The 25,541-nt window shown below is 74.0% G+C and carries 15 protein-coding genes, 1 tRNA gene and 1 pseudogene; 7 read left to right on the top strand and 10 right to left on the bottom strand.

The genetic code is table 11. The features are described 5' to 3' along the window. Positions 1-94: 94 nt before the first annotated feature. The gene (locus AB0J21_RS07565) at positions 95-2,632 is read right to left on the bottom strand and encodes a GTPase (RefSeq protein WP_363144911.1); all 2,538 of its coding nucleotides are present in this window, start codon (positions 2,630-2,632) and stop codon (positions 95-97) included. Beyond that, entirely contained in the window at positions 2,629-4,257 is a 1,629-nt protein-coding gene (locus AB0J21_RS07560) for a dynamin family protein (protein ID WP_363144910.1), read from the bottom strand. Before AB0J21_RS07560 ends, AB0J21_RS07565 begins: the two co-directional genes overlap by 4 nt. Before the next feature lie 309 nt (positions 4,258-4,566). Here AB0J21_RS07560 and AB0J21_RS07555 point away from each other — a divergent pair. From AB0J21_RS07555 to AB0J21_RS07545, 3 genes and pseudogenes are all read left to right on the top strand, one after another. Beyond that, a tRNA-Arg gene (locus AB0J21_RS07555) sits at positions 4,567-4,642 on the top strand. Between the two features lie 175 nt (positions 4,643-4,817). Further along, on the top strand, positions 4,818-5,960 hold the full coding sequence (locus AB0J21_RS07550) for a Fic family protein (protein WP_363144909.1): 1,143 nt from the start codon (positions 4,818-4,820) through the stop codon (positions 5,958-5,960). Positions 5,961-6,140: 180 nt separating this feature from the next. Next, a pseudogene (locus tag AB0J21_RS07545) lies at positions 6,141-6,272 on the top strand (VapC toxin family PIN domain ribonuclease); the annotation flags it as partial. A gap of 234 nt (positions 6,273-6,506) precedes the next feature. Here AB0J21_RS07545 and AB0J21_RS07540 read toward each other — a convergent pair. Continuing rightward, positions 6,507-6,986 (bottom strand): hypothetical protein, encoded by a 480-nt coding sequence (locus tag AB0J21_RS07540; protein WP_363144908.1) that lies wholly within the window; start codon positions 6,984-6,986, stop codon positions 6,507-6,509. A 166-nt stretch (positions 6,987-7,152) separates the two neighbouring features. On the opposite strand from AB0J21_RS07540, the gene AB0J21_RS07535 reads away from it, so the two are divergent. From AB0J21_RS07535 to AB0J21_RS07525, 3 genes are all read left to right on the top strand, one after another. After that, positions 7,153-8,367, top strand: a complete 1,215-nt coding sequence (locus AB0J21_RS07535; RefSeq protein ID WP_363144907.1) for a histidine kinase — start codon at positions 7,153-7,155, stop codon at positions 8,365-8,367. After that, positions 8,364-8,969 carry a response regulator transcription factor gene (locus AB0J21_RS07530; RefSeq protein ID WP_363144906.1) on the top strand — a complete coding sequence of 202 codons (606 nt, stop codon included), beginning with the start codon at positions 8,364-8,366 and terminating at the stop codon, positions 8,967-8,969. Before AB0J21_RS07535 ends, AB0J21_RS07530 begins: the two co-directional genes overlap by 4 nt. A 449-nt stretch (positions 8,970-9,418) precedes the next feature. Then, positions 9,419-13,585, top strand: coding sequence for a S8 family serine peptidase (locus AB0J21_RS07525; RefSeq protein WP_363144905.1), 4,167 nt, complete (start codon positions 9,419-9,421; stop codon positions 13,583-13,585). 30 nt (positions 13,586-13,615) lie between these two features. On the opposite strand, the gene AB0J21_RS07520 is transcribed toward AB0J21_RS07525, so the two are convergent. After that, positions 13,616-14,500, bottom strand: a complete 885-nt coding sequence (locus AB0J21_RS07520; protein WP_363144904.1) for a helix-turn-helix transcriptional regulator — start codon at positions 14,498-14,500, stop codon at positions 13,616-13,618. A 213-nt stretch (positions 14,501-14,713) separates the two neighbouring features. On the opposite strand from AB0J21_RS07520, the gene AB0J21_RS07515 reads away from it, so the two are divergent. Next, a complete protein-coding gene (locus AB0J21_RS07515) occupies positions 14,714-18,451 on the top strand; it encodes a S8 family serine peptidase (protein WP_363144903.1) in 3,738 nt (1,245 codons plus the stop codon). 113 nt (positions 18,452-18,564) lie between these two features. Here the strand turns inward: AB0J21_RS07515 and AB0J21_RS07510 are convergent, their stop codons facing one another. The 6 genes from AB0J21_RS07510 to AB0J21_RS07485 all read right to left on the bottom strand — a co-directional run bounded on the left by AB0J21_RS07510 (position 18,565) and on the right by AB0J21_RS07485 (position 25,541). Then, the gene (locus AB0J21_RS07510) at positions 18,565-19,203 is read right to left on the bottom strand and encodes a LysE family translocator (RefSeq protein ID WP_363144902.1); all 639 of its coding nucleotides are present in this window, start codon (positions 19,201-19,203) and stop codon (positions 18,565-18,567) included. Positions 19,204-19,369: 166 nt separating this feature from the next. Beyond that, positions 19,370-20,758: a phosphomannomutase/phosphoglucomutase gene (locus tag AB0J21_RS07505; protein ID WP_363144901.1), complete on the bottom strand. Its 1,389-nt coding sequence runs from the start codon at positions 20,756-20,758 to the stop codon at positions 19,370-19,372. Beyond that, positions 20,742-22,364 carry a glycoside hydrolase family 13 protein gene (locus tag AB0J21_RS07500; protein WP_363144900.1) on the bottom strand — a complete coding sequence of 541 codons (1,623 nt, stop codon included), beginning with the start codon at positions 22,362-22,364 and terminating at the stop codon, positions 20,742-20,744. The genes AB0J21_RS07505 and AB0J21_RS07500 overlap by 17 nt, the downstream gene beginning before the upstream one ends. Continuing rightward, positions 22,361-23,575 carry a Gfo/Idh/MocA family oxidoreductase gene (locus tag AB0J21_RS07495; RefSeq protein WP_363144899.1) on the bottom strand — a complete coding sequence of 405 codons (1,215 nt, stop codon included), beginning with the start codon at positions 23,573-23,575 and terminating at the stop codon, positions 22,361-22,363. Before AB0J21_RS07495 ends, AB0J21_RS07500 begins: the two co-directional genes overlap by 4 nt. Next, entirely contained in the window at positions 23,572-24,648 is a 1,077-nt protein-coding gene (locus tag AB0J21_RS07490) for a glycosidase (protein WP_363144898.1), read from the bottom strand. Before AB0J21_RS07490 ends, AB0J21_RS07495 begins: the two co-directional genes overlap by 4 nt. An 8-nt stretch (positions 24,649-24,656) precedes the next feature. After that, the gene (locus AB0J21_RS07485) at positions 24,657-25,541 is read right to left on the bottom strand and encodes a carbohydrate ABC transporter permease (RefSeq protein WP_363144897.1); all 885 of its coding nucleotides are present in this window, start codon (positions 25,539-25,541) and stop codon (positions 24,657-24,659) included.

Raw genomic sequence — 25,541 nt, 5'->3', positions numbered from 1 at the left:
GAGTGAGGCACTGCCCGTGCACGGCACTTGCGGCACGTGCTCGGTCCCGGCGCTCGCCGCGCGGGGCGGTCAGGCACTTGCCAATACGGGGCGGTCAGCGCAGTAGTGCGGGGATGCCTTCCGGTTCCGTCGACCGCACCCCGTCCCCCCGGTCCGGGGAGCCGCCCAGCGGCGCGGGCAGCACCGCCGCGGTGCCGGCGGCCGGTCCGTCCCCGACCACCCGCACGAACTGCTCGCGCACCTCCTCGTACCGCAGCAGTTCCGCCGCGACCGGGTCGAGGACCCTGGCCCGGCCGCAGCCGGCCGCCGCCTCGCGCAGGCAGCGTTCGGCGTCCGTGCCGTAGCGGCGGGCCGGTCCGCGGGCGGCGATCCGGCAGGACCACTCGACGCACGGGCCGCCCACGATCCCGGCGACCATGAGCAGCACGGGCACCCCCAGGTTGGGGGACAGCACTCCGGCGATCTGGCCGACCAGCCACAGCGCGCCGATGACCTGAAGCAGGGTCATGGCCGCCTGGGTGAGCACCGCGACGGGCCACCAGGCGGGCCGGGGCGGCCGTACGGAGGGCTCCCCCACGGCGGCCGTCAGCTCGTCGAGCGCCTGCGGCAGTTCGCGGGCCCCGCGCGCCGCCGCCTCCCGGACCGCGATGCCCCAGGGGCCGGGCAGCCCCTGTGCGGCCTCCTCGCCGACCGTGCGTACCGCCTGTTCCACCCGCTGCCGTGCGGTGGCCTCCGTCTCGGCGGGGGCCTCGGGCGCGGGCGGTGTGTTCTCGGGCCGCCTGCGCCCCTCGTACCAGTGCCACAGCCGCAGCCACGGCGTGCCGCAGGCCCGGCCCGCGTTCCTGCGCCACGCGCGTTCCGCGGCCTCTCCGGCCGCTGCGGCGCCGACCGCCTCCGCGAGCCGGTCGGCGAACTCGTCGCGGGCGTCCTCGCTGAGTCCGGCGCGCCGGCCGGCGGCGTACACGGGGCGCAGCCGGGCCGCGACGAGGTCGAGATCGGCGGCGACCCGCCGGGCGGCGGCCCGCCGTTCGCCGACGAACCGGCCGAGTTCCTCGCGCAGTTCCCCGACGCCCTCACCGGTGAGGGCGGACAGCGCGAGCACGGTGGCCCCCGGTTCGCCGTGCTCGCCGAGAGCGATCCCGTCCTCGTCGAGGAGCCGGCGCAGATCGTCGAGGACGAGGTCGGCGGCCTCCCCGGGCAGCCGGTCGATCTGGTTGAGCACGACGAAGGAGACTTCGGCGTGTCCGGCCATGGGCCGCAGGTAGCGCTCGTGCAGGACGGCATCCGCGTACTTCTCCGGGTCCACGACCCAGATCACGGCGTCCACGAGGCCGAGGATGCGGTCCACCTGGGCGCGGTGCTCGACGGCGGCGGAGTCGTGGTCGGGCAGGTCGATGAGGACGAGCCCGCTCAGCTCCCCCTCCCCGTCCGGCCCCTGTACGGGCCGTCGGCGCAGCCGTCCGGGGACACCGAGCCGGTCCAGCAGTCCGGCCGCCCCGTCCGTCCAGCTGCAAGCGAGGGGCGCGGAGGTCGTGGGGCGCCGTACGCCGGTGTCGGAGATGTTCACCCCGGCGAGGGAGTTGAACAGCGTGGACTTGCCGCTTCCGGTCGCTCCGGCGAGAGCGACGACGGTGTGCCGTCCCGAGAGCCGGCGCCGCGCGGCGGCCTCGTCGAGCACCTGTCCGGCCTCGGCGAGCGTCTCCTCGTCCAGCCGGGCACGGGACAGCCCGACGAGTTCGCGCAGCGCGTCGAGCCGTTCGCGCAGGGGCCCTTCGCGGAACCCGGCGACCTCGGTGTGCGCGGCGCCCCGCGCGGGCGGGGGCGGACACACGCCGGTGGCGATCTCGGCGGGAACCGCGAGCGGCGCGACCGCTTCCGGGGCGGGGGCCCGCTCGGTACGCCGGCCACGGCGCGCGATGAGCCCGTCATCGAGCGCGGCGGCCGGGACGGCGGCCGTCCCACGCGCACCGGAGCCGTCCTCCGTAGCGTCCGCCGACTCCCCCGTGCCGCCGCTTTCCTCGTCCTTCCCGGCGGCGGGCGCCGGGGAGCCTTCCGGCGCCCGGCCCCCGTCCTCGCCCCCGTCCGCGTCCGCTTCCTCGCGGGCCTCCGCGCGCTCCTCGTGCTCCTCGTCCTCCGGTGCCTGGGGCGAGGGGCCCGACCGCTCCGTACGAGGCACTGTCTCCGGTTCGCCACCGGGGGCGGGGACGACACCACGCGTGTAGACGAGGACGGGTGCGGCGGGAAGGACGAGCCCGGGGACGCCCTGCCCCTGCCCCTGCCCCTGCCCCTGCCCCTGCCCGGGAACGGACGGGGCGGGGAGGCCGGGGCAGATGGAGGCGACGGGGACGGCGGCGGGCGGCGGGGTCCCGGCGGTCGCCGAGAGACCCGTGCCCTCCTCTGCGAGGCCGTCAGCACCTTGGTCCGCGCGGGCGCCGTCCGGCGCGCCGCCTCGGCTATCCTGCGCGCCGTCCGCGCCGCCTCGGGCCTCGTGGTCGGCCCCGACGGCATCGGAGGCGTCGGACGCGTCGGTCGCCGCCACGGCTTCCCCCGCCGCGGCGACCACGGTCGGTTCGGTGGGCCCGGCTGTCTCGGTCGTTCCGGTGGTGTTGGTCGCGGTGCTCACCGCGTTCACCTCTCCTTCTCCTTTTCCAGCACGGACAGCGCCGCGATCAGTTCCGCCTGCGGCTCCGCGCGCAGGCCCAGAGCGTCGAGGGGGGCCAGACGCCGGTCACGTTCGGCGCTCAGGACCCGGTCCAGGCATTCGCCGAGGAGTTCCCCGCCCCGGTCCCGCAGCCGTACGGCGGCCTCGGCGCCGATGCGGTCGGCCAGCTGCTCCCCCGCGACGCCGCCGCGCCGGCCGCCGAGCAGGGCCGTGACCAGCAGCGCGGTGACGGTCTCCGGGTCGGGGGCGGTGGTGTGGTCGAGCGCTCGCACCTCGTCCTCGGCGTACTCCTCGACGACGCGCCGCCACCTTCGTACGGCGACGCCCACCCGGTGGTCGACCGTGCCGCCGCCCCATTCCCGTACCGGCGAGGCCAGTTCGGGGGCGCGGGCGGCGGGCTCGCGGCGCCAGCGTTCGTCGATGTGCTCGTCGGCGGCGGCGGAGGCGCACAGCAGGAGGGCGCCGAGACTGTCGACGAGGGCGTCGAGGAGTTCGGCCGGGCTGCAGTCCACGGGATACGCGTACCAGCGCTTGAGCGCGTCCCCGGCCAGTACGGCCCCGTCCTGCAGCCGCTCGTGCAGCCGGGCGTGCTCGGCCGCGTGCGCCTCCTCGACGGCGGCGACCAGGCGTACGGAGGCGGCGTACTGCGCGGCGACGGCGGAGGCGATCTCCGGCATCCGGCGGCGCAGCGAGCCGAGCGCGCCGCGCGCCGTACGGGCCAGGGTGCGGTTGCGGGCGGAGGGGTCGGCGGCCTGGTGGCTGAGCCAGGCGCGCAACGGGGCGACGGCGGTCGCGGGCAGCGGTCCCCCGCCCCCGGTGGACTCGGGCAGTTCGGGCACGGTGAAGCGGGGCACCTCGCCGAGTCCGGCCTTGGTGAGCAGCGCGCCGTACCGCCGGGAGACGTCGGCGAGGACCTGGTGCGGCACCCGGTCCAGGACGGTGACGAGGGTCGCGTCCTGCTCCTTGGCGGTGCGCAGCAGATGCCAGGGGACGGCGTCGGCGTACCGGGAGGCGGTGGTCACCATGATCCAGATGTCGGCGGCGCAGATCAGCTCGGCGGCGAGGACCCGGTTGTGGGCGACGAGCGAGTCGATGTCGGGGGCGTCGAGCAGCGCGAGGCCCGGGGGCAGCGCCTCGGCGGTCTCGATGCGCAGGACCCGCCCGCGTTCCGCCGCGCGGTCCTCGTCCTCCTCCGGGGCGTGCGGCGATTCCTGTCTCGGCATCCACACGCGGGTCAGCTCGGGCAGCACCCGCAGCCCGGCGAACCAGCGGTGGTCGTCGGGATGGCACACGAGGACCGGGTTGCGGGTGGTGGGCCGCAGGACGCCGGCCTCACTGACCTGCCGCCCGACCAGCGAGTTGACCAGCGTGGACTTTCCCGCGCCGGTGGATCCGCCGACGACGGCGAGCAGCGGTGCGCCGGGATCGCGCAGGCGCGGCAACAGGTAGTCGTCGAGCTGCGCGAGCAGTTCGTCCCGGTTCGCCCGGGCGCGCGGCGCACCTGGCAGCGGGAGCGGACAGCGCACAGCGGCGACGCGGTCGCGCAGGTCCGAGAGAGCGTCGAGAAGCTGAGGCCGTACTTCCAAGGTCACCACATGGGCAGAATGCCCAATTTTGGCGACATATTGAAGCGTTTGGCCGCTTCTGCGTGGCAAGGGAACCCGGGCGGTGGAAGGGGCGCACGGGGGCGCGGGCATAACGAGTGCACAACACCCGGCACCGAGGGGGCCAAAAACGATGCGTGATTCGCACCTGCCTGCGATTATCGGGACCGCTTCACTGAACCTCCACATCGTGGCGCGGCGGCGAAGCAACGGAGACGAGGAGCCGGGAGCCCTATCCTTGTCCCCGGCATGGTCCAGGCTCCGCCCACACCCAGGGCTCCCGGCCACCGGTCACCATCGGCCCCCGTAGCTCAGTGGATAGAGCAGGCGCCTTCTAAGCGCTTGGCCGCAGGTTCGAGTCCTGCCGGGGGCGCCATGTTTTGGCAGGTCACAGGGAACTTTCAACCCGCCGCAGGATCGACTGCGGCGGGTTTTGTCGCCTGTTATGGCGCTTATGCCCCGATTCTTGGGCCCTCTTTCGAGCCTCCGCCGCTCGACCCAGGCCAGATCGCACGCTTGACCCAATGACACAATTATCGTGTCATTGGATCATGCTGTACGCCACTCCCGTCCTGGACGCCGACGACCGCCGCGCCCTCGACGAGATCGAGGGCATGCGCCGCTCCCTGTGCCACATGCTCCGGGCCACCCCGCGCTGGACCCGCCAGCTGCGCCGCAACCTCACCGCCCGCGCGATCGCCGGGTCCAACACCATCGAGGGATACGCCGCGACGGTCGATGACGTGGAGGCCCTCCTGTCCGGTGAGGAACCCCTGGAGACCGGGGAGAAGACGCGTGCCGAGCTGGAGGGCTACCAGCGCGGCATGACCTACATCCAGGTTCTCGCCGACGCCGGAGACGACTTCCGGTACGACGCCGGCCTGCTCAACGGCCTGCACTTCATGCTCCAGGGCCACCACCTCGACAAACGCCCCGGCCGCTGGCGCGACGGCCCCGTCTACGTCACCAGCCCCGACGACCCCTTGGTCCCCGCCTACACCGCCCCGGACCAGGCGGACGTTCCGGCTCTGATGGCGGAGTTCACCGACTGGCTCAATGAGGGCGATCTCGACGCGCCCGTCCACGTCCGTGCCTCCATGGCCCACCTCAACCTCGTCAAGATCCACCCGTGGAAGGACGGCAACGGACGCATGTCCCGCGCCCTGTCCACTCTCGTTTTCTCCCGCGAGGCCCTGATGCCGCCCGAGTTCTCCTCCATCGAGGAATGGCTCGGCCGGGGACAGAACACGTACGCCTACTACCAGATCCTGGAGGACGTGGGCGGCCCCCGCTGGAGTCCGGAGCGGGACACCCGGCCCTGGATCCGGTTCTGCCTGACCGCCCACCACCGCCAGGCCCAGCAGGCCCAGCGCCGCTTCGACGTCATGTCGCGGGCCTGGACCCGCCTGGTCGAAGGCGTCGAGGCCGCCGGTTTGGACGAGCGGGTCGTCTACGCCCTGCTGCCCGCGTTCTCGGACGCGAAGCTGCGCCGCACCGTCTACCAGCAGGACGCCGACCTCAGCGACCAGCAAGCCATCCGCGACATCCGCGAACTCGTCGCCCGCGGCTGGCTCGTCCCCCACGGCAAGGCCCGCGCCCGCTATTACGCGCCTGGCCCGCTCATGGATCCGGTCCGGGACGAGGTCCGTCAGTCCATGGAGCCGTACACGGACCCCTACCGGCGGGAGCGATGACCCCCGTCGGCGCTTACGCGACCAGGGTGGCCCGGGTGTCCTGCATCGCATCGAGCCGCGCGTCGCCGCACGAGCAAGCGCCTTCACCTGCGGAGGCTCCCCCATGCCGACAGGACTGCGCGGTGATATCGACGACCCGCGCCACAGCTCCCCGCCCGGCACGGGGTAGCACGGAATAGCCTGATGATCGCCGCCGTCGCGGCCGCCGAAGAACTTCCTCTCTTCACCACCAACCCCGATGACTTCAAGGGCCTCGACAGCTTGATCACCATCGTGCCGGTCGCGCGCCCCGAGATCCCGCACGACCGGTAACACCGCGCCCGAGCGGGTACCGGGATCATGCCGGCCGCCAACCGCGTCGCTCAGCCCGGTCCCTGCGCAACGCTAGTCGTGGGAGGGAGGCTGCCAGGGATGATCGTCGAACCCTGAGAATCTCTCCGCAGCAGTGACACGGAACGTCCTTTTCCGTGACGCCGGTTTCGGGGCGCCACGAATCGGCGGCCAAGGCCGTGGTGGCAGGGGCTGTCTGCGCGCTCCGCCCGGGTGTCAGCCGCCCGTGAGGGAGGTCGAGCGGACGGCCGCCGCTGTCCGCTTGCGCCGCCTGCGCAGCAGTACGACGAGGAGCGCGAAGACCTGGAGCGCGGGTTCCAGGCCCGGCAGGTCGGCGGTCGCCTCGGTGTGGACGTGTCCGGTGCGGCGGATCGTGCCCGCGGGCTCACCGTCCTCGCCGAGCATGGTGTACTCCCGGTCGGCCGCCGCGGTCCGGCGGAATCGGACGACCCTCCCGGGGGAGGTGATGTTCCAGCGTCGGCGCACCCGGTCCGTGGTCGCGACGGCCGTCCCGGTGGCGTCGTGCAGGGCGTAGACGCCGCTGAAGCGGTGGGTGCGGACGAGGTAGTCGACCCCGTGCAGGGTGAACCGCGCTCCGAAGCCGCCGCCGCGCAACGTGAGCGTCGTCAGTGCCCGGCCGTCCTCGGTGAACTCGTACTCCTGGCTGGGCGGACGGATCCTCTTCGCATGCAGCATGGCCTCATCCCACCATCGGCCCACCGGCCGGACCCCTGCCAAATGTCATGCATGACCGGGTGACGTTCCGGACGGGGGCGCCGGCCAGGGGTGGGCGCTGCTCGCCCGTATGACTGCCGCATCCCGGGCCGCAGCCTGCCCACCCCTGGGGCGGCCGGGCCGTACCATGGCCGACGTGGCTGCACGTGATCCGGACGAGTTCTCCGTCGGCCAGTGGCCGGACTGGAGTTTCTGGAAGGATCAGCCGGACGGCGGCGGGGCCCGCAACCGGGGCCGCGTGGCCGTCGCCACGGCCGTGTCGCTGGCCTCCCTCACCCTGATCGCACGGGCCGAGGACATCGCGCACGGCTCCGGGTCTCCCCTGCTCACCTCGTTCGCGATCGGCCTCGTCGCCTGCTACGGCGTCGGCTGCGTACTGGCCGCCTGGTACGGGCCGGTGGCGCGGCGCCGGGGGCGCGTCGCCATGGTGGCCGTGGTGTTCCTGCTCGGGGCCGCACCGGCGGTGCTTCTCGCGTCGCCGTCCCATCTGACCGATCTGACCTACGCCCTCGCGATCGGGCTCATGCTGCTGCCGCTGCGCCGTTCGCTGCTGCTGGGCCTCGTCACGGTGCTGGGGCAGATCCTCTGGATGAGCCTCGCCCGGGGGGAGGTGGCCTGGGTGCAGGTGGCCGTCCTCGTCGGCGTGACCGCGGCACTCGGCACCGTCTTCGCGCTCAGCTTCACGATCGGTCACCTGCGGGCGGCGCGCGAGCAGGTCAGGAGGCTGGCCGTGAACGAGGAACGGGCACGTGTCGCGCGGGACATGCACGACATCCTCGGCCACAGCCTCTCCACGATGACGGTCAAACTGGGGCTGACGCGGCGCATCCTGGAGTCCTCGGGGGACGTGGCCCTCGCGGTCGGCCAGGTCACCGAGCTGGAGAACATGGCGCGCACGGCGCTGTCCGACATACGGGCCACCGTTTCGGACTACCGCACCCTGTCGCTGGACAGCGAGCTGGCCGGCGCCCGCCTGGCCCTGCGTGCCGCCGGGGTACGGGCCGATCTGCCCGCCGAAACCGACGCCGTGCGCGGCGGGCTGCGCGAGGTGTTCGGCTACGTCGTACGGGAGGCGGTGACCAACGTGCTGCGCCACTCCGACGCCGAAGTGTGCGCTGTCCGCGTCGGGCCCGACTGGGTCGAGGTCGTCGACAACGGCAGTTCCAGCGGCGGGGCGAGCGCCGGGAACGGGCTCACCGGCCTCGCCGAACGGCTGGCCGCCGTGTCGGGCACCCTCGAACACGGGCCTGCTCCCGGCGGCGGTTTCCGGGTCGTCGCCCGCGGTCCGGCCCCGGCCACCGGTCCCGCGCCCTCACCCTCGCAGGAAGCCGAGCCGACATGATCCGTGTCCTGCTGGCCGACGACCAGGCACTCGTACGCGGCGCCCTCGCGGCCGTGCTCCGGCTGGAGTCCGACCTCGACGTGGTCGCCGAGATCGGTGACGGTGCCGAGGTGCTGGCCGCCGCGCGGCGCACCGCGCCCGACATCGCGCTGCTCGACGTGCAGATGCCCGGCCGGGACGGCCTGACCGTCGCCGCCGACCTCCACCGGGCGCTGCCCGGCTGCCGCACCGTCATCTGCACGACGTTCAGCAGGCCCGGCTACCTCTCGCGGGCGATGGCGGCGGGCGCGGCCGGGTACGTCGTGAAGGACTCCCCGCCCGAGCAGCTGGTCGACGCGATCCGCCGCGTCCACTCCGGCCTGCGTTTCGTGGACCCGGCCCTCGCCGCGGAAGCGCTGGCCGGCGGTACGAGCCCGCTGACCGGGCGCGAGGCGGACGTGCTACGCGCCGCCGCCGAGGGCGGCACCGTGGCGGACATCGCGAGGGCGCTCCGGCTGTCCCAGGGCACCGTGCGCAACCACCTGTCCTCGGCGATCGGCAAGACGCGGGCCCGCACCCGTGCCGAGGCGGCCCGGCTCGCGGAGGCCAACGGCTGGCTGTGACGGCCGCGCGCCCCGCCTCGCGGGCGGGCCCGGGGCCGTGTCCGACGTGTCCGACGTGTGTCCGGCCATTGACCTCAGTGAAGCCGGCACTCTCCGTGGGGAAGCACCCTCCGCGTCCGCCCGGACCGGGCCTCGGGACGGGCAAGCCGCCGGTGAGCGCGGGCCGTTGCCGGGCCGCAGTGGCAGACTGTCGCCCTGCCGCAGTGGCGGCCCGTCGCTCCGTCGCAGTGGCGGCCCGTCGCTCCGTCGCGGTGGCCACGGACGCTTCGCGCCGTACTGCGGACGGGGGCAAAGGCCGCGAACCGCTGGCGACTTGCTGCCACGTCGTGTTTCCGCCAGGGGCCGCCCTTCCGTGACGATCATCCGCTCCAGCATGCTCGTGCGACGTCCTCTCCCGCCCCGACGCAGCGGCGGGCGGCCTCTCGCAGCGCAGAGCGGAGCACCCGACCATGACGTACGACCCCGGACTCAGACGGCTCACCGTGGTGGCGGCGGCCGTCGCCCTCGTGGCCGGCGCGGCTCTGCCCGTCACGGCGACGGCCGCCGCGCCCGCCCCGGACGCCCGGCCGAGCGCGCGCGAGGTGCTCGCCTCGCTCGACGGCCAGGAGATCGACGCCCTGCACCGGATGGCCGCCCTTGACCTGGGCGGCCTGCACGTCACGGACCGGGCGGCCCTCCGCTCCGACCGGCCCGTGAACGTCATCGTCCAGCTCAGGACACCCCCGGCCCGCACCGCGAGGCTGCTCGCCGCCGCCGACGGGCGCAGCCTCAGCGACGCGGACGCCAACGCCGCGGTGCAGAAGGCGCATCAGACGTTCCAGGGGGCGCTGGACGGCATGTTCCCCAAGACCGAGACCAAGACCACGTCTCCGTCCGGGAAGTCCGCGAAGCCCGGCTCCGGCTCCGGCTCCAAGGGCGCCGCCGGGAGCGGCAACGCCGTTCACATCCACCGCAGTTACACCCGCAGCTTCGACGGCGTGAGCCTGAGCCTCCCCGGCAACCGCATCGCCGACCTGCTCGACCACGACGAGGTCACCGCCGTCTGGCCGGACACGAAGGTGAAGGCGCTCGCCGACCACGGTCAGGCCGCCACCGGTGCCGCCGTCGGCGGGACGGACACCTCCGCCGACGACGAGGCCCTCACCCGCCTGCACGCCGAAGGCGTCACGGGCAAGGGCGTCAAGGTCGGCGTCATCGACACCGGCATCGACTACCACCACCCCGATCTGCGGGCGGTCTACCAGGGCGGGTACGACTTCGTCGACGACGACTCCGACCCGATGGAGACCACCTACGCCGACTGGAAGGCGTCCGGCCAGGCGGAGACGAACGGCGGGGAGACCTACTACACCCAGCACGGGACCCACGTCGCCGGCATCATCGCCGGGCAGGGCGACCGGGCCGTGGACCGGGCCGCGCACGGTGTGGCCCCCGGCGCCCGGCTCTACGCGTACCGCGCGCTCGGCCCCTACGGCGGCGGCAGCACCAGCGACATCCTCGCGGCCATGGACCGGGCCGCGGAAGACGGCATGGACGTCGTCAACATGTCGCTCGGCGCCTCCGTCAACGACCCGCTCAGCCCGGAGGCCCTGGCCGCGGACAACCTGGTGCTGGCCGGGGTCACCACCGTCATAGCCGCCGGCAACAGCGGTCCGGACGCCCGGAGCCTCGCCACGCCGGGCGCCGCCGCGCTGCCGCTCACCGTCGGCGCCCACGACGCGCCGCTGACCCTGCCCGCGTACACGCTGACCGCCGGTGCCGCGAAGGCTCAGGGACGGCTGCTCGCCCAGCCCTACGGCGACGCCCTCGACAGGCTCGACGGTACGAGCCTCCCGGTCGTCGACGCCGGTACCGGCACCGCGGCCGGCTACTCCGGCAAGGACGTCACCGGCAAGGCCGCCCTGGTGAGGCGGGGCGGCATCACTCTCGACGAGAAGGTGCGGCGCGCCCGCAGCGAGGGCGCCGCCGCCGTCCTCCTCGTCAACGACGACGCCGACGCCGACGAGGGGCACATCCCGTTCTACATCGGTGAGGGCCCGTCCTACGTGCCGGCCTTCTCGGTGACCGCCACCGACGGCGCCGCGCTCGCCGCCGCGGACGCGCCGGTCTCCTTCACCGCCGCCGGCACCTTCCGGCTCGGCAGCGGAGCCCTCGCCGACTTCAGCTCGCGCGGCCCGGTCTACGGCACCAGCGCCATCAAGCCGGAGATCACCGGTCCCGGCGTCAGCGTCCTGTCGTCCGTCCCTGCGGACGTCGTCGACCCGGCCGGCGGCGACTACACGTACGCGTACGCCCGTCTCAGCGGCACCTCCATGGCGACACCCTTCCTCGCCGGTACGGCCGCCCTGATGCTCCAGCACGATCCCGGTCTCACGCCCGACGGGATCAAGACGGCCCTCATGAACACGGCCACCGCGCTGCCCGGCGAGGTCAGCGTCTTCGACCAGGGCGCGGGCGCCGTCGACCCGTACGCCGCCGTGCACACCACGGCCACGCTCCAGGTCCCCGCCACCACGCCCTACGTCACGCTCGACGGCACCTCGACCCGGCTGGACGAGCGCACCGGCGCCCTGGACCTCGGCGTCCTCCCGCTCGGTCAGAAGAGCAGCCGCCAGCGCGGGCTGACCCTGGTCAACGAGGGCCGCAAGCCCGTCACTTACGAGATCGCCACCGGCTTCAGCCGTGGCTCGGGCGGCTCCGAGGACGCGGCGGCGGCGCACGTCACCCTCACGACGGAGGGCAGGGTGACCGTCGGCGCGCGGGGCAGGCGCACGCTCCACGCCGAGCTGCGCGTGCCCGCGGGCGCCCCCGCCGGCTCCTACGAGGGCCACGTCACCGCGACCCCGGTCAAGGGCACCGACGCAGCGGCGCTGCGCGTCCCGTTCGGCCTGCGCGTCGCCAGGTCCGGCTTCGCCGAGCTGGACATGACCAAGCCGGTGCTGTCCACGGGCCGCAACTCGCCCGACGGAGCCGTCGGCGGCGGGGCGGCCACCTTCGACCTGAAGATGGCCGGACAGCTGCGCAGCGTCGACATCTTCCTCACCGACAAGAAGGGCAGGGACCTCGGCTACGTCGGCGGCGTCAACACCACGGGCCTGACCGAGGGCGTCCTGTACGGCCCGGCCACCGTGGGCCCCTGGTACTTCCCGCTCACCGGCGACAAGGCCACCCCGGTCGACCCGCGCGGCCGCTGGATGCCGGACGGCGCCTACCGGCTGCGGATCGTCGGGACCGACGCGGACGGCGGGACCGACACCGCACTGCGCGACATCTACGTCGACTCCAAGGTCCCCTCCTACGACGACCCGTACGGGACCTGGGACCCGGCCCACCCGGTCGTCGTCGAACACCCGGCCGCCGACACCACGTTCCACGTGGGCGGCACGCTGCGCGACGGGGAGACCGGCGCCATCCACGCCTCCGGGCTCGACATCGGCCAGGACGACAACGTCCTGCACTACTCGTACAACAACGCCAACGCCCCCACCGGCCGGGCCCCGGTGGCCGCCGACGGCACGGTGGACGCCGAACTGCCGCTGAGCGCCGGACCGCCCACCGCGACGTTCAAGCTGTGGCCCGCCGACGCCGCGGGGAACATCGGCGGCGTCCGCGTCATCAACACCGTCAAGGACGACGTGCCGTACGTCGTCGGGGACGCGGGGGCCGCCGCCGCCCGGCCCGGCGACAAGGTCACCTACACGCTGACCGCGCACGACCTCAGGCACTGGAAGTCGTACACCACCCAGATCCGCTACAACGCCGACGTCATGAAGCTGCTCGACATCGCGCCGACCGGCGAACTCGCCGCCCACGACCCGTCCGCCGTGCGTACCACCGCCGACGTGTCCGCCGGATCGTCCTCGTACCGCACCGTCGCCTTCGACGTGCCGGACCCCGACGGCCTGACCGCCGACTCGATGCCGCTGCTCAAGGTCACCTACGAGGTCACCGGGCGGCCGGGGACGGCCTCGGCGGGCCTGATCACCGGCACCACCTCCGCCGTCGACACCTCGGGCACCAAGGTGCCGCTGAACATCCAGTTCTACGGTTCCGTGCGGCTGCTCAACGCCACCTCCTCGTTCAGCGCGCGGCCCGCCGCCGAGGCGCTGCTCACCAAGGGCTACGCCTTCGACACCGGTCGCGACTACAGCGCCGACGGATTCCGGGCGAAGCTCACCGCCCCCGACGGCACGAGCCGGGCGCTGACGGCGGACTCCACGGCCCGGATGTCGGCCGACGGCATCCAACCGGCTGACGAGCCCTACCGGTTCGAGGTCGCGGTGCCGGGGCACTTCACGTGGCACGAGGACGTCGGCCTCGCGCTGCACGGCGCCTTCGGGACGGCGGGCACCAGCGCCGGTTCTGACCCGGCTCTGGTGGCCGGTGACGTCAACGGCGACGACGTCGTCGACGTCCGGGACGCGGCGGCCGTGTACGCGGCCCGCACCACGTACAGCAGGGCCGCCGACATCGACCACGACGGCACGGTCGGCAGGAAGGACCTGGCCTGGGTGAAGGCGAACTACCTCCGGCAGAACTCCACGGCCGACCACTACACCGACCCGGTGAAGAAGTGGCACGGAAGGACCCTGGAGGACTACCTCGACCTCATGTGACGCCACCGCCCGGGGGCCAGGACCGCCGTGTCACACCCAGTTGTTGCGCATCGCGTACCAGCCCAGCTGGACCCGGGAGGTCACGGCGGTCAGGTCCATGAGCGCGCGCACCCGGCGCTGCACCGTGCGCGGCGACGTGCCCAGTTGGTGGGCCGTCGCCGCGTCGGTGAGTCCGGACAGCATCAGTTGGAGGATGCGCCGGTCCGTGGGACCGAGGTCGCCGTCCTCGCGCAGGTAGGGGCGGGAGCGGCGCCACACCGACTCGAACAGCTCGGTGGCCAGGAGCACGAGCGGCGGGCGCAGCTCCATCGACCGCTCGGGCTCCAGCTGCACCAGGGCCCGCTCGCCGTCCGCGACGACCAGTTTGATCAACGGCTGGTCCACGACGCGCACGTCGTGTCCGCGTGCGAGGCGCAGGTCGAGCGCGCGCAGCGCGGCCGGTTCGGACAGGAAGGCGCGGTCCACGACGACGCGGTAGGCGGCGTCGGGGTTCCCGTCCTTGCGCATCGGTTCCGGCTCCGCGCTCCCCTCCCCCGGTCCGGCTTCGTGTGCCGGGTCCGGCTCCTCGGCCGAGGGGTTCTCGGGGTCGGGCAGTGTCGTCGGCACGGGCGCGACCGTGTTCGCCCCCGACTGGAAGACGAGCAGCGTCGAGCGCGCCCCGTACTCCAGCTCGTGGACGCGGCGGGCCTGCGCCCGGCGGCCCTCGGTGACCGTGACGTACGGGTCCCCGCTCTGCCCGGGGCGCCACTCGGTGAGCAGCCGGTCCAGTGAGGCGTCGGTCCTGCGCAGGTCTTCCCGCAGCTCCGTGAGGCGGGAGCGCAGGCCGGTCGGGTCGGGGGCGTCGGCGGGGTGGGGCGACGGGGAGGCGGCGGGGCCGGCGGTCTGCCGGAGGGGTATTCCAAGATCGGACGACATGTCTCCAGTGTCGCCAGGTGAGCCACCACCGTCACCCCCGTCCCCGCCGTCCGCCCACCTCTGACGGGCCCGCGCGCGGCTGTCGCGAATACGTCATGGCGCTCTCTCGCCAGCGGCAAACCCCCCACGGCGCACGGCGATTGGCGACGCTGCTGCTCACCCGCACTCCGGCCGTACCCGCCCTCAGGGGCCCCGGACCACCTGGAGACATCTGTGAGACGCAGCAGACCCCGGCGGCCGATCGCCGCCTCGCTCGTGGCCGTCGCGCTGCTCGCCGTCGGCGTGCCCGTCGCGACCGCCGCCGATCCCTCGACCGCGCCCGCCCCGGAGACCGGCGGGCATCCCGTGACCGTCACCCTCGTCACCGGCGATGTCGTCGACGCCCGCGTGGACGCCGACGGCACCGTCCTGTCCGCCTCCCCGCGCACCGCGCAGGGCACCGACCACCCCGCCGCCACCTGGCGCGACGGCAGGAGCACCTACGTCTTCCCGCAGGGCGTGGAGAGGCTGGTGGACGCCGGTCTCGTCGATCCGCGCCTGTTCGACATCGGCGCGCTCGTCGCCGACGGGTACGACGACGCGCACACGGACTCCGTGCCCGTCGTGGTCGAGTACGCGGGCGGCCGCTCGCCCCGCGCCGCCACCCCGGGCGTCAGGGCCACCGCGAGCCTCGACTCCATCGGCGGCGCCGGACTGGCCGTCACCAAGAAGACGGCGGAGGCGGCCTGGGCGGACCTCGCCCCCACGGACGCGAAGCAGTCCCGGAGCGCGGGCGGCGTCAGCAGGATCTGGCTCGACGCGAAGGTCCGGGGCACCGCCGTCACCGGCCTGCCCGCCCCGACCGTCCCGCTCACCGGGGCCGACACCGCCCACCGGGCGGGACTCGACGGCTCCGGCGTGAAGGTCGCGGTCCTGGACACCGGTGTCGACGCGGACCACCCCGACCTCGCCGGGCGGATCGCGGGGACGAAGGTCTTCGTCACCGGTGCGGACGCCGAGGACCGCACCGGCCACGGCACGCACACCGCGTCGACCGTCGCCGGTACGGGTGCCGCGTCCAACGGGAGGTACGCGGGTATGGCGCCCGGGGCCGGGCTGCTCATCGGCAAGGTGCTCGGCGACGACGGCTCCGGCACGCTCAGCGGCATCGTCGAGGGCATGGAGTGGGCCGTCGCCGAGGGCGCCGACGTCGTCTCCATGTCGCTCGGCTCCGACGGCGCCACCAGTTGCGCGGGCCCGGACGTGGACGCCGTGCAACGCCTCAGCGACAAGGCGCTGTTCGTCGTCGCCGCGGGCAACGCCTCGCTGCGCGGCACCGTCTCCACTCCGGGCTGCGCGCCGAGCGCGCTGACCGTGGGCGCGCTCGACCGGCACGGCGCGACGGCTTCCTTCTCCAGCCGCGGACCGTCCGTCGACGGCAGGAGCGCCAAGCCCGACATCGCCTCGCAGGGCGTCGACGTCGTCGCCGCACGCGCGGGCGGCCGGGGCACGGCGGCGTACCGGACGATGTCCGGCACCTCGATGGCCACCCCGCACGTCGCGGGCGGCGCCGCGCTCCTCGTCCAGCAGCACCCGGACTACGCCCCCGAACGGATCAAGGCGCTGCTGACCTCGTCGGCGGCCTCCACCGACGTGCCCGTCCTGGAGCAGGGCGCGGGACCGATGGACGTGGCGCGGGCGACGTCCGAGCCGGTCGCCGGTGAACCGGCCTCGCTGCTCGGCGACTTCGCGTACCCGCAGAAGAACCTGGCCCCGGTCGACAAGGCGGTCGCGCTGACCAACGTCACCGCCAAGGACGTCACGCTCGCCCTCACGGTGCGGGACGTGCGCGGCGACGACGGCTCCCGGCTGTCCGGCTTCGCCCGTCCCGGCAAGCTCCTCGTCACCGTCCCGGCCCACGGCCGCGCCGACGTCCCGGTCAGGATCGATCCGGGCGTCCGGCTCGACGCGGGCGACTACGGCACCGTGACCGGCCGCCTCGTCGGTGTCGGCGCGCACGGCGTCCGCGTCACCGTGCCGTTCGGCGTGCGCATGGAGGAGCCGTCCGCCGACCTCACCGTCAAGGGCCTCGACCGGCACGGCGAACCGGCCGTCTCCCCCTCGGCGTTCCAGCTGTTCGACGACCACCACGACACCGCGTCGCGGTACACCATCGGCTACCCGGACCCGGGCAGCACCACGATCCGCGTCCCGCTGGGCACGTACGCGCTCAGCGGCGTGATCATGACGCGGGACGCGGCCGGGAACCTCGGCAGCGTGGCCTCCGTGTCCCAGCTCTACGAGCCCGGGGTGAAGGTCGCCGGGGACACGACGGTCACCCTCGACGCGCGTGCGGCCCAGCGGATCTCCTGGGACACCGACCGGCCGAGCCGGGCGAACGGGTTCGCGATCGGTCTCGCCGTAGGACTCGACGACAGCGGGCAGCTCAAGGCGGGCTACCTGACCTCCGTCCCGTCGTACGTGAAGGGCGTCTACGCGCAGAAGGTCGCCCACGCCGCCGGTCTCACCTTCCTCGCCACCGCCCGGCAGACCGCCCCGCCCGCCGCGTTCACCACCGGCGGCGGCCGCGTCCTGGACCCGCTCCCGGTGCAGAAGGGCACCGAGTTCGACGGCAGGGGCACGGCCGAGGTCGTCGCCATCGGCAAGGGCGTCGAGGCCAACTTCGCGGCGCACGACCTCAAGGGGAAGGTCGCCCTGGTCGACGCGGGCAGCGGCGGCGGCAACGGGTACACGTGGGCGTCGGCCGCCGAGAAGGCCGGGGCCGTCGGGGTCCTGGCCGCCGAGCCCGACACCCCGGGGCGCTTCCAGGTGACCGGCTCCGAGGGCGTACCGCAGGCCACCGTCACCTGGGCCGACTCCCTCGCGCTGAAGGCGGAGGCCGCGCGGGGCACCGCCACCGTCTCCTGGTCGGGCACGGCGACCGCGCGCAGCCCGTACGTCTACAACCTCGCGTACAGCTCGCAGGGGTCGATCAGGCCGGGCAGCCTCCGGGTGCGCGATTCCGCTCTCGCGGCGACGGACGCCCGCTACCACGTCCAGAGCGCGGCCGACGCGACGTACTGGTCCGACGTGCAGGCGGGGCTGCCGGGCATCGGATCGGTCTGGGCGGGCGGCACGACGCTGCCGCTGCACGCGCCGCAGCAGCGCACCGAGTACTTCACCCCGTCCGGCGCCGAGGGCCTCACGTGGACGACGCTGATGCGCCGCGACCTGGGCCCGTACACGAGCACCGGCTACGACGGCCCGCGCACTCTCGCGAAGGGCCGCACGACGGCCCAGTGGTACAAGTCGCCGTACGGTCCGGTGCGCAACACCTACGCCCGGACGCTCATGACGCGCGACGGAGACCGCCTGAGCTACGCCCTCGCCCCGTTCGGTGACGCGGGCGGGCACGACAACACCGGCGGCTCCAGCGACTACGCCACCCGCCAGCTCCTCGTGAACGGTGAGCCGCAGCCCCAGACCTCGGGCACCTACACGCTGCCGCAGGAGAAGGCCGAGGTCACCTTCCGCCAGACCTGGCGGCGCCCGGCCACGGCCCTGGACCGCACGGGGCTCGCCTACGCCACGGCGTGGACCTTCCCCTCGGGCCCGGCCGACCAGGGCGCCCAGCGCCTGCTCGTACCGGTGGTCGACCTGCCCTCCGACCTGCGCAACACCCGGCCCGCGGGCGAGAGCACGGACGTGCTGCTGAGCGCCGTGGCCGACGGCGCGGACGGACCGGTGACCCTGGACCACGTGACGGTGCGGTACGCCTACGGCGACGAGAGCACCACCGAGGCGGTGACCGACTGGCGGACCGCCGACGTCACGCACTCCCACGGCACGTGGCGCGCCACCCTGCCGGGCGACGCACCGGCCGGCACGTTCGCGCACCTGGAGATCACCCTCACCGACGGGAAGGGGGCGACGGTGAGCCAGACCATGGTGCGCGCGTTCGCGGTGCGCTGACGTCGACTCGCCTGCGGCAGGACGTACTTGGGGCCCGGCCCGGCGGGGCCGGGCCCTCGCACGTCGGGTCGTCAGGCTGTGGCGGCACCGGTGCCGGGGGCGCGGCCCGGGGCTCAGTCGCCGAGGGCGAGCCGGATGCCGAAGCCGGCGACGACGGTCCCGGTGATCCGGTCGAGCAGTCGACGGGCCTGTGGCCTGCGCAGCCAGCCGTTCAGTACGCGGGCGAAGCCGATGAGGGCGGCCGACCACAGGAGACCGATGAGGATGTGCACCGAGGTGAGCAGCAGCCCCGTGGCGAGGTGGCTCGCACCGGCCGGGACGAACTGGGGCAGGACGGCGACGTAGAAGGCGCCCATCTTCGGGTTGAGGAGGTTGGTGAGTGTCCCCTGCCTCCAGCCCCCGGCGACCGAGTCCTTCCCGCTGACGGGGCCGGGGCCGCCGGCCTCGGCCGGGGACGCGCCCCGGAAGGTGTCCCGCAGCATGCGGGCGCCCATCCAGACGAGATAGGCGGCACCGGCCCAGCGCAACGCCGTGTAGGCGAGGTGCGACGCCGTGAGGAGCGCGGTCACGCCCAGGGAGGTGAGCGCGCCCCACACCAGGGTGCCGGACTGGATGCCGAGGACGACGCCCCAGGCTCGCCTGCGCCGGCCGAGGGCCGAGGTGCGGAGGATCAGCGTGGTGTCGAGGCCGGGGGTCAGAGTGAGAAGCCCTACCACCAGGGCGAAGGACCACAGCGAGGTGCTTATTGCCATGGAGTGCCAGCCTACGACACCCGCCGTCCGGCCTGCGCCCAACCCCCGCGCTGCCCCGGGGAACAGCTCGCTGTCCCCCGGGCCGTCGAAGACCCTGCCCCTCGACGCGTTCGTCGTCACCTTCGGCGAGGCACGGGGTGCGTCGGCCTCCGTTCCGTCTCCCGCGTCAGGACCGCACCAGCGCCAGCACCTCGTCGCGCAGCTCCCGCATGGTGTGCGGGTCCCGGGCCTCGGTGTTGAGGCGCAGCAGGGGTTCGGTGTTGGAGGGGCGGAGGTTGAACCACCAGTCGGGGCCGTTCACGGTGAGGCCGTCGAGGGTGTCGAGGGTGACGCCGGGGCGTCCGCTCCAGGCCGCGCGGACGGCGGCGAGGCGTTCGGCCGGGTCCTGGACGGTGGAGTTGATCTCGCCGGAGGCGGCGTAGCGCTCGAAACGGCGGGTGAGGGCCGACAGCGGGCCGTCCTGTTCGCCGAGTGCGGCGAGGACGTGCAGGGCGGCGAGCATGCCGGTGTCGGCGTTCCAGAAGTCCGCGAAGTAGTAGTGCGCGGAGTGCTCGCCGCCGAACACGGCGCCGGTGCGCGCCATTTCGGCCTTGATGAAGGAGTGGCCGACGCGGGTGCGCACCGGGGTGCCGCCCGCCTCGCGGATCACCTCGGGCACGGTGCGGGAGGTGATCAGGTTGTGCAGGACGGTGGCGCCGGGCCTGCGGGCGAGTTCGCGGGAGGCGACGAGGGCGGTGATGGCGGACGGGGAGACGGGTTCGCCGCGTTCGTCGACGACGAAGCAGCGGTCGGCGTCCCCGTCGAACGCGAGCCCGAGATCGGCCTGTTCGGCGCGGACGCGGGCCTGGAGGTCCACGATGTTGGCCGGGTCCAGTGGATTGGCCTCGTGGTTGGGGAAGCTGCCGTCGAGCTCGAAGTACACGGGGACGACGTCGAGGGGCAGGCCCGCGAGGACCGTCGGCACGGTGTGGCCGCCCATGCCGTTGCCCGCGTCCACGACGACCTTGAGCGGACGCGACGCCCTCAGGTCCACGAGCGTGCGCAGGTGGTCCGCGTAGTCCTGGAGGGTGTCGCGGGAGCTGAGCGTGCCGGGGGTGGCGGCCGGGGCGGGGGCGCCCGCGTCGCTCCAGCGCTCCACGAGGGCCCGGATCTCGGCCAGGCCGCTGTCCTGGCCGACCGGGGCGGCGCCCGCGCGGCACAGCTTGATGCCGTTGTAGCGGGCGGGGTTGTGCGAGGCGGTGAACATCGCGCCGGGCAGGTCGAGGGAGCCGGAGGCGTAGTAGAGCTGGTCCGTGGAGCACAGTCCCGTCTCGGTGACGTCCGCGCCCTGTGCGAGGGCGCCGCGCGCGAAGGCGCGGGCCAGGCCCGGCGAGGAGGCGCGCATGTCGTGCCCGGTCACGAGGGAGCGCGCCCCGGTGACCTGGACGAAGGCGGCGCCGAACAGTTCGGCCGTCGACTCGTCCCACTGCTCGGGGACGAGGCCGCGCACGTCGTACGCCTTGACGAGCCCGGACAGGTCGGTGCGTCGCGAGGCGGGGTCAGTGGGCGTGGCCATGGCGGTCTCCTTCGGGGGACTGCGGATCGGGGGTGTCGAGGAGCCACAGCGCGGTGTCGGGCGGCAGGGTGTCCCCGTCGAGCGGGCCGCTGGCCAGTACCGGGCGGCCGGGTACGCCGAGTTCCGCCCAGGTCAGCGGCTGGTCGCCGAGGTTGACGACGCAGACCAGCGCGCCGCGCCGGAAGGCGAGGTGCGGGTCGCCGGGCGCCGAGTACCAGTGGGGCGCCGCCGTCGGGTCCGGCGCGGGGTGGGCGTGGCGCAGGCGCAGGGCCTCGCGGTACAGGGTGAGCGTGGAGTCCGGGTCCTGTGCCTGGGCGAAGGCGGTGTACGGCCCCCAGCCCTCGGGTTGCGGCAGCCAGGTGCGTTCGGGGGCGGCCGTGGTGAAGCCGTAGGGGGCGCGGTCGCCGGACCAGGGCAGCGGTACGCGGGAGCCGTCCCTGCCCCGGTCGGTGTGGCCGGAGCGTTCCCACAGGGGGTCGCGGATGCGGTCGTCGGGGACGTGGGCCTGCGGGAGGCCGAGTTCCTCGCCCTGGTAGAGGTAGGCGGAGCCGGGCAGCGCGAGCATGAGCAGGGCGGCGGCGCGGGCGCGTCGGGCGGAGCCGAGGCGGGTCACGGGGCGGACCGCGTCGTGGCTGGAGAGCAGCCAGGTGACGGAGCCGCCGCCGGGCGCGGAGAGCGAGGCGTCGATGACGCGGCGCAGCTCCACGGGCTCCCAGGCGGCTTCCAGGAAGGCGAAGTTGAAGGCCTGGTGCATCTCGCCGGGCCGGATGTAGCGGGCGAGCCGGGCGGGGTCGAACACGGCGGACTCGGCGACCATGAGCCGGTCCTGCGGGGGCACCGCTCCGGGCGGCGCCGGGTGGGTGTCCAGGAGGGCGCGCCACTCGCGGTAGAGCGGGTGCAGTTCCTCCTGGTCGTAGTACGGCATGAGGTGGTTGCGCAGCGGGTCCTGGTGCTGCCCGGGGCCGGCGTCGGGCAGGCCCTCGGCCTTGAACAGGGCGTGCGCGACGTCGACGCGGAAGCCGTCCACGCCCCGGTCCAGCCAGTACCGCAGGATGTCGGCGAAGGCGGAACGCACGTGCGGGTCGCGCCAGTTGAGGTCGGGCTGCTCGGGGGCGTGCAGGTGGCAGTACCACTCGCCGTCGGCGGTGCGGGTCCAGGCGGGTCCGCCGAAGGCCGACTGCCAGTCGTTGGGCGGGAGTTCGCCGGTGGCCCCGCGCCCGGGGCGGAACAGGTAGCGTGCGCGCGCGGCGGAGCCGGGTCCCGCCGTGAGCGCCTCCTGGAACCAGGGGTGCTGGTCGGAGGTGTGGTTGGGCACGAGGTCGACGATGAGCTTGAGGCCCAGGTCGTGGGCGCGGGCGGTGAGCCGGTCGAAGTCCTCGCGGGTGCCGAGGTCGGCCGCGACGCCGGTGTAGTCGGCGATGTCGTAGCCGCCGTCGGCGAGCGGCGAGGGGTAGAACGGCGTGATCCACACGGCGTCGGCGCCCAGTTCCGCGATGTGGCCCAGGCGCGCGGTCGCCCCGGCGAGGTCGCCGATGCCGTCGCCGTCGGAGTCGGCGAAGGCGCGCGGGTACAACTCGTAGCAGACGGTGTCCTGCCACCAGCTCATGAGGGCTCCTGGAAGTACGGGGCGGGCACGGGTTGTTCGGTGCCGGTGTCGGCGGCGAGCGTGGCGGCCTCGGCGACGGCCACGGCGCTCAGCCCGGAGAGGGCGTCGGCGACCGGGGTGGAGCCGTCGCGGGCGACGCGGACCAGGTCGGCGACGGCGGCGCGGACGCTCTCGCTGTAGACGTGGGGTTTGCGTGCCTCGCCGCCGAGGTCGAGTACGGCGCGCACGTGGTGCGGTACGACGCGTACCTCTCCGCGTCCGCGTGCGGGGGCCTGGCTGCCCGCGTCGCGTTCGACGGTGACGGTGACGCGTTCGCCGCCGTGCGGCCGGAAGCCGTCGACGTGCAGCAGGGCGGCGGCCTGCGCGGGCAGGTGCTCCCAGTCCCTGGCGCCGTCCTCGTCGGTCCAGGCGGAGATCTCGGCGCGCACCGGGATCCAGCCCTCGATCCGGGTCTCGGCGAAGCCGTGGTCCAGGCGCGTGAGCTGGCGTTCGCAGCGGTGGGCGTGGGTGAAGGAGTGCAGGTGGGAGGCGAGGACGCCGCCCGGGTGGAGGACGTCGGCGCTGACCATGTCGACGGGTCCGCCGGGGCGGCGTACGGCGGTGGCGCGCACGCTGAGCGGGTCGGTGCCGAGCAGGGCGCGGGCCGCGTCGAAGAAGTGCACCCCGTGCTCGACGAAGATGCCGCCGCTGTGCGCGCGGTCCCAGAACCAGTGGCCGGGGCCGAGGTCCTGGTCGGAGGCGTCGTTCTCGAACAGGAAGCGGCGCGGCGGGGCGAGCAGTCCGCGTGCGGTGAGCCGTTCCACGGCGCGCAGCAGCGGGTTGTAGCGCAGCACGTGGTCGACGACGAGGGCCCGTCCGGCGCGGGCGGCCTCCTCGGCCACGGCGCGGGCGTCCCGCGCCGTGGTGGCGAGCGGCTTCTCGCAGAACACGTGCCGCCCGGCCCGCAGCGCGGCCGTGGCCATCGCGGCGTGCGCGGCGGGCGGGGTGGCGATGGCGACGGCCGCCACGTCCGGGCGCTCCAGCAGCTCCTCCAGGGAGCCGAGGGCGGGGACGCCGTGCCGTTCGCCGAGCGCCTTCGCCCGTACGGGGTCGGGGTCGGCCACGGCTACGGGGCGCAGCCCGGGCAGGCCGGCCACGGCGTCCAGGACGTACGCCCCGAAGCCGCCGCAGCCGACCAGTCCGAGGCCGAGCGGGGCCGTCGTGGGGCTCATGCCGTGCGCTCCAGGAGGGCCACGCCGATGTGCGCGTCGGCCATGCCGTAGAACACGTACAGCTCTCCGTCGATCTCCTCGATCGCGGTCGGGAAGACCACGTTGGGGACGGTCCCGGCGCGCTCCTCCTCGGTCTCGGGCGCCATGAGCGGCTGGTCGGAGCGGGCGAGGACCGTGGCGGGGTCGGCGGGGTCGAGGATCATCGCGCCGGCCGCGTAGGACACGGTCTGGTTCTGCGCGAAGGGGTCCTCGATGTGGCCGGACACGCCGTGGTGGATGAGCAGCCAGCCCTCGGGGACGCGGATCGGGGCGGGGCCGCCGCCGATCTTCAGCTCCTCCCAGGGGTGCTCGGACAGCGCGACGAGCCGGTGGTCGCGCGGGCGGGCGAGGGCGCGGATGTCGGCCTCGACCTCGGCGACGGGCACGTAGGAGATCCAGATGCCGGGCCGTTCGTCGGTGACGCCGGCGGGCAGGTGGACGCCCTCACCCGGGCGGAACCAGGACAGGTCCCACATCGGGCGGTGCAGCATCGCGTAGGCGGGTTCGCCGTCCGGGCCGGGCACGGGCTCGGGGAAGTGGACGACGTCCTTGTTCGGGAACAGGTTGAGGTCGATGTCCAGGCCGGGCTGGTAGGCGAACTGGACGGGCCCCAGGCGGGTCCAGTCCGTCAGGTTCTCGGACACGGCGAGGGCCGGCTTGGGGCCGAGCGGGCCGAAGGCGACGTACGACATGACGTGCTTGCCGAGCGAGGGGACCCAGGTGACGCGCGGGTCCTCGACGCCCGCGTTGTTCTTTCCGCGCTCCCAGCCCTCGTCGGGCGAGAGGACGACTCCGCGCCGCTCGACTCCGCTGGGCACTCCGTCGGTGAAGGTGACCTCGGCGAGGCCGACGCGGGAGACGTTGCCCTCGGCGACCAGGCGCGGCAGGAGGTGCAGGCGGCCGTCCGGGGTGCGGCCGGAGGCGGGGTTGAGGACTCCCTCGGCCTCGTTGGCCTCGCCGGGCAGCGGGGACATGATCAGGCCCTTGCGTACCAGGCGGTAGGGGATGCGCGAGGCGGCGCTGGTGGTGCTCATGGGGGGAATCAGCCCTTTACTCCGGAGTCGATGTCGGTCGAGGTGAAGTGGCGCTGGAACAGCAGGAACAGGGCCACTGCGGGGGCGGCCAGCACGCAGGCGCCGGCCAGCAGGGCGCCGGTCGGGTTGGCGACCGAGCCCTGGAGGTTGGACAGGAAGCTCGCGAGGGACACGGCCAGCGGCTGCATGTCGGCGTTCTTGGTGACCAGGAAGGGCCACAGGAACTCGTTCCACGGGCCGATGAAGGTCAGCAGCATCGCGGAGAGCACGGCGGGCCGGGCCATCGGCAGGGCGATCTTCCACAGGATGCGCAGTTCGCCCGCTCCGTCGAGACGGGCCGCCTCGAACAGGGACTGGGGCATCTGGAGGAAGAACTGCCGGAACAGGAAGACGGCCGTCGAGTTGATCGCGAAGGGCAGGATCATCCCGATGTAGTTGTCGCCGAGCCCGTAGTCGCGTACGACCAGGATGTACAGCGGCAGGGTCAGCAGCTGGAAGGGCACCATCTGCACGAGCAGCAGCGAGGCGAACACGGTGCCCCGGCCGCGGAAGTTCAGCTGGGCGAGCGCGTATCCGGCGAGCACCCCGAAGACGAGGGTGCACAGCAGGACGCCGATCGTCATGATCCCGGAGTTGAGCAGCGAGCGGCCCAGCGAGATCGCGCCGTTGACGGCCGTGTAGCTGTTGCCGGTCAGCCCCTTGGGCACGGCGGAGGACAGGTCGCCCGTCGTCGTCTTCCGCAGCGAGCCGACGATCATGTAGTAGAAGGGGAAGAGGAAGGCGACCGCGCCGAGCGAGAGCACGGTGTACTTGACGGCGGTTCCCCAGCGGCGGCGCCCGCCCTCGGAGGGGCCGGGGGCCGGGGCGTCCTGTGTCGGGGTGGCGGCGCTCAT

Origin of the sequence: Streptomyces sp. NPDC049954 (assembly GCF_040656295.1) — a bacterium.
Taxonomy (GTDB): Bacteria; Actinomycetota; Actinomycetes; order Streptomycetales; family Streptomycetaceae; genus Streptomyces.
The sequence above is the reverse complement of the archived record's forward strand: the minus strand, read 5'-3'. Positions and strand labels throughout refer to the sequence as shown.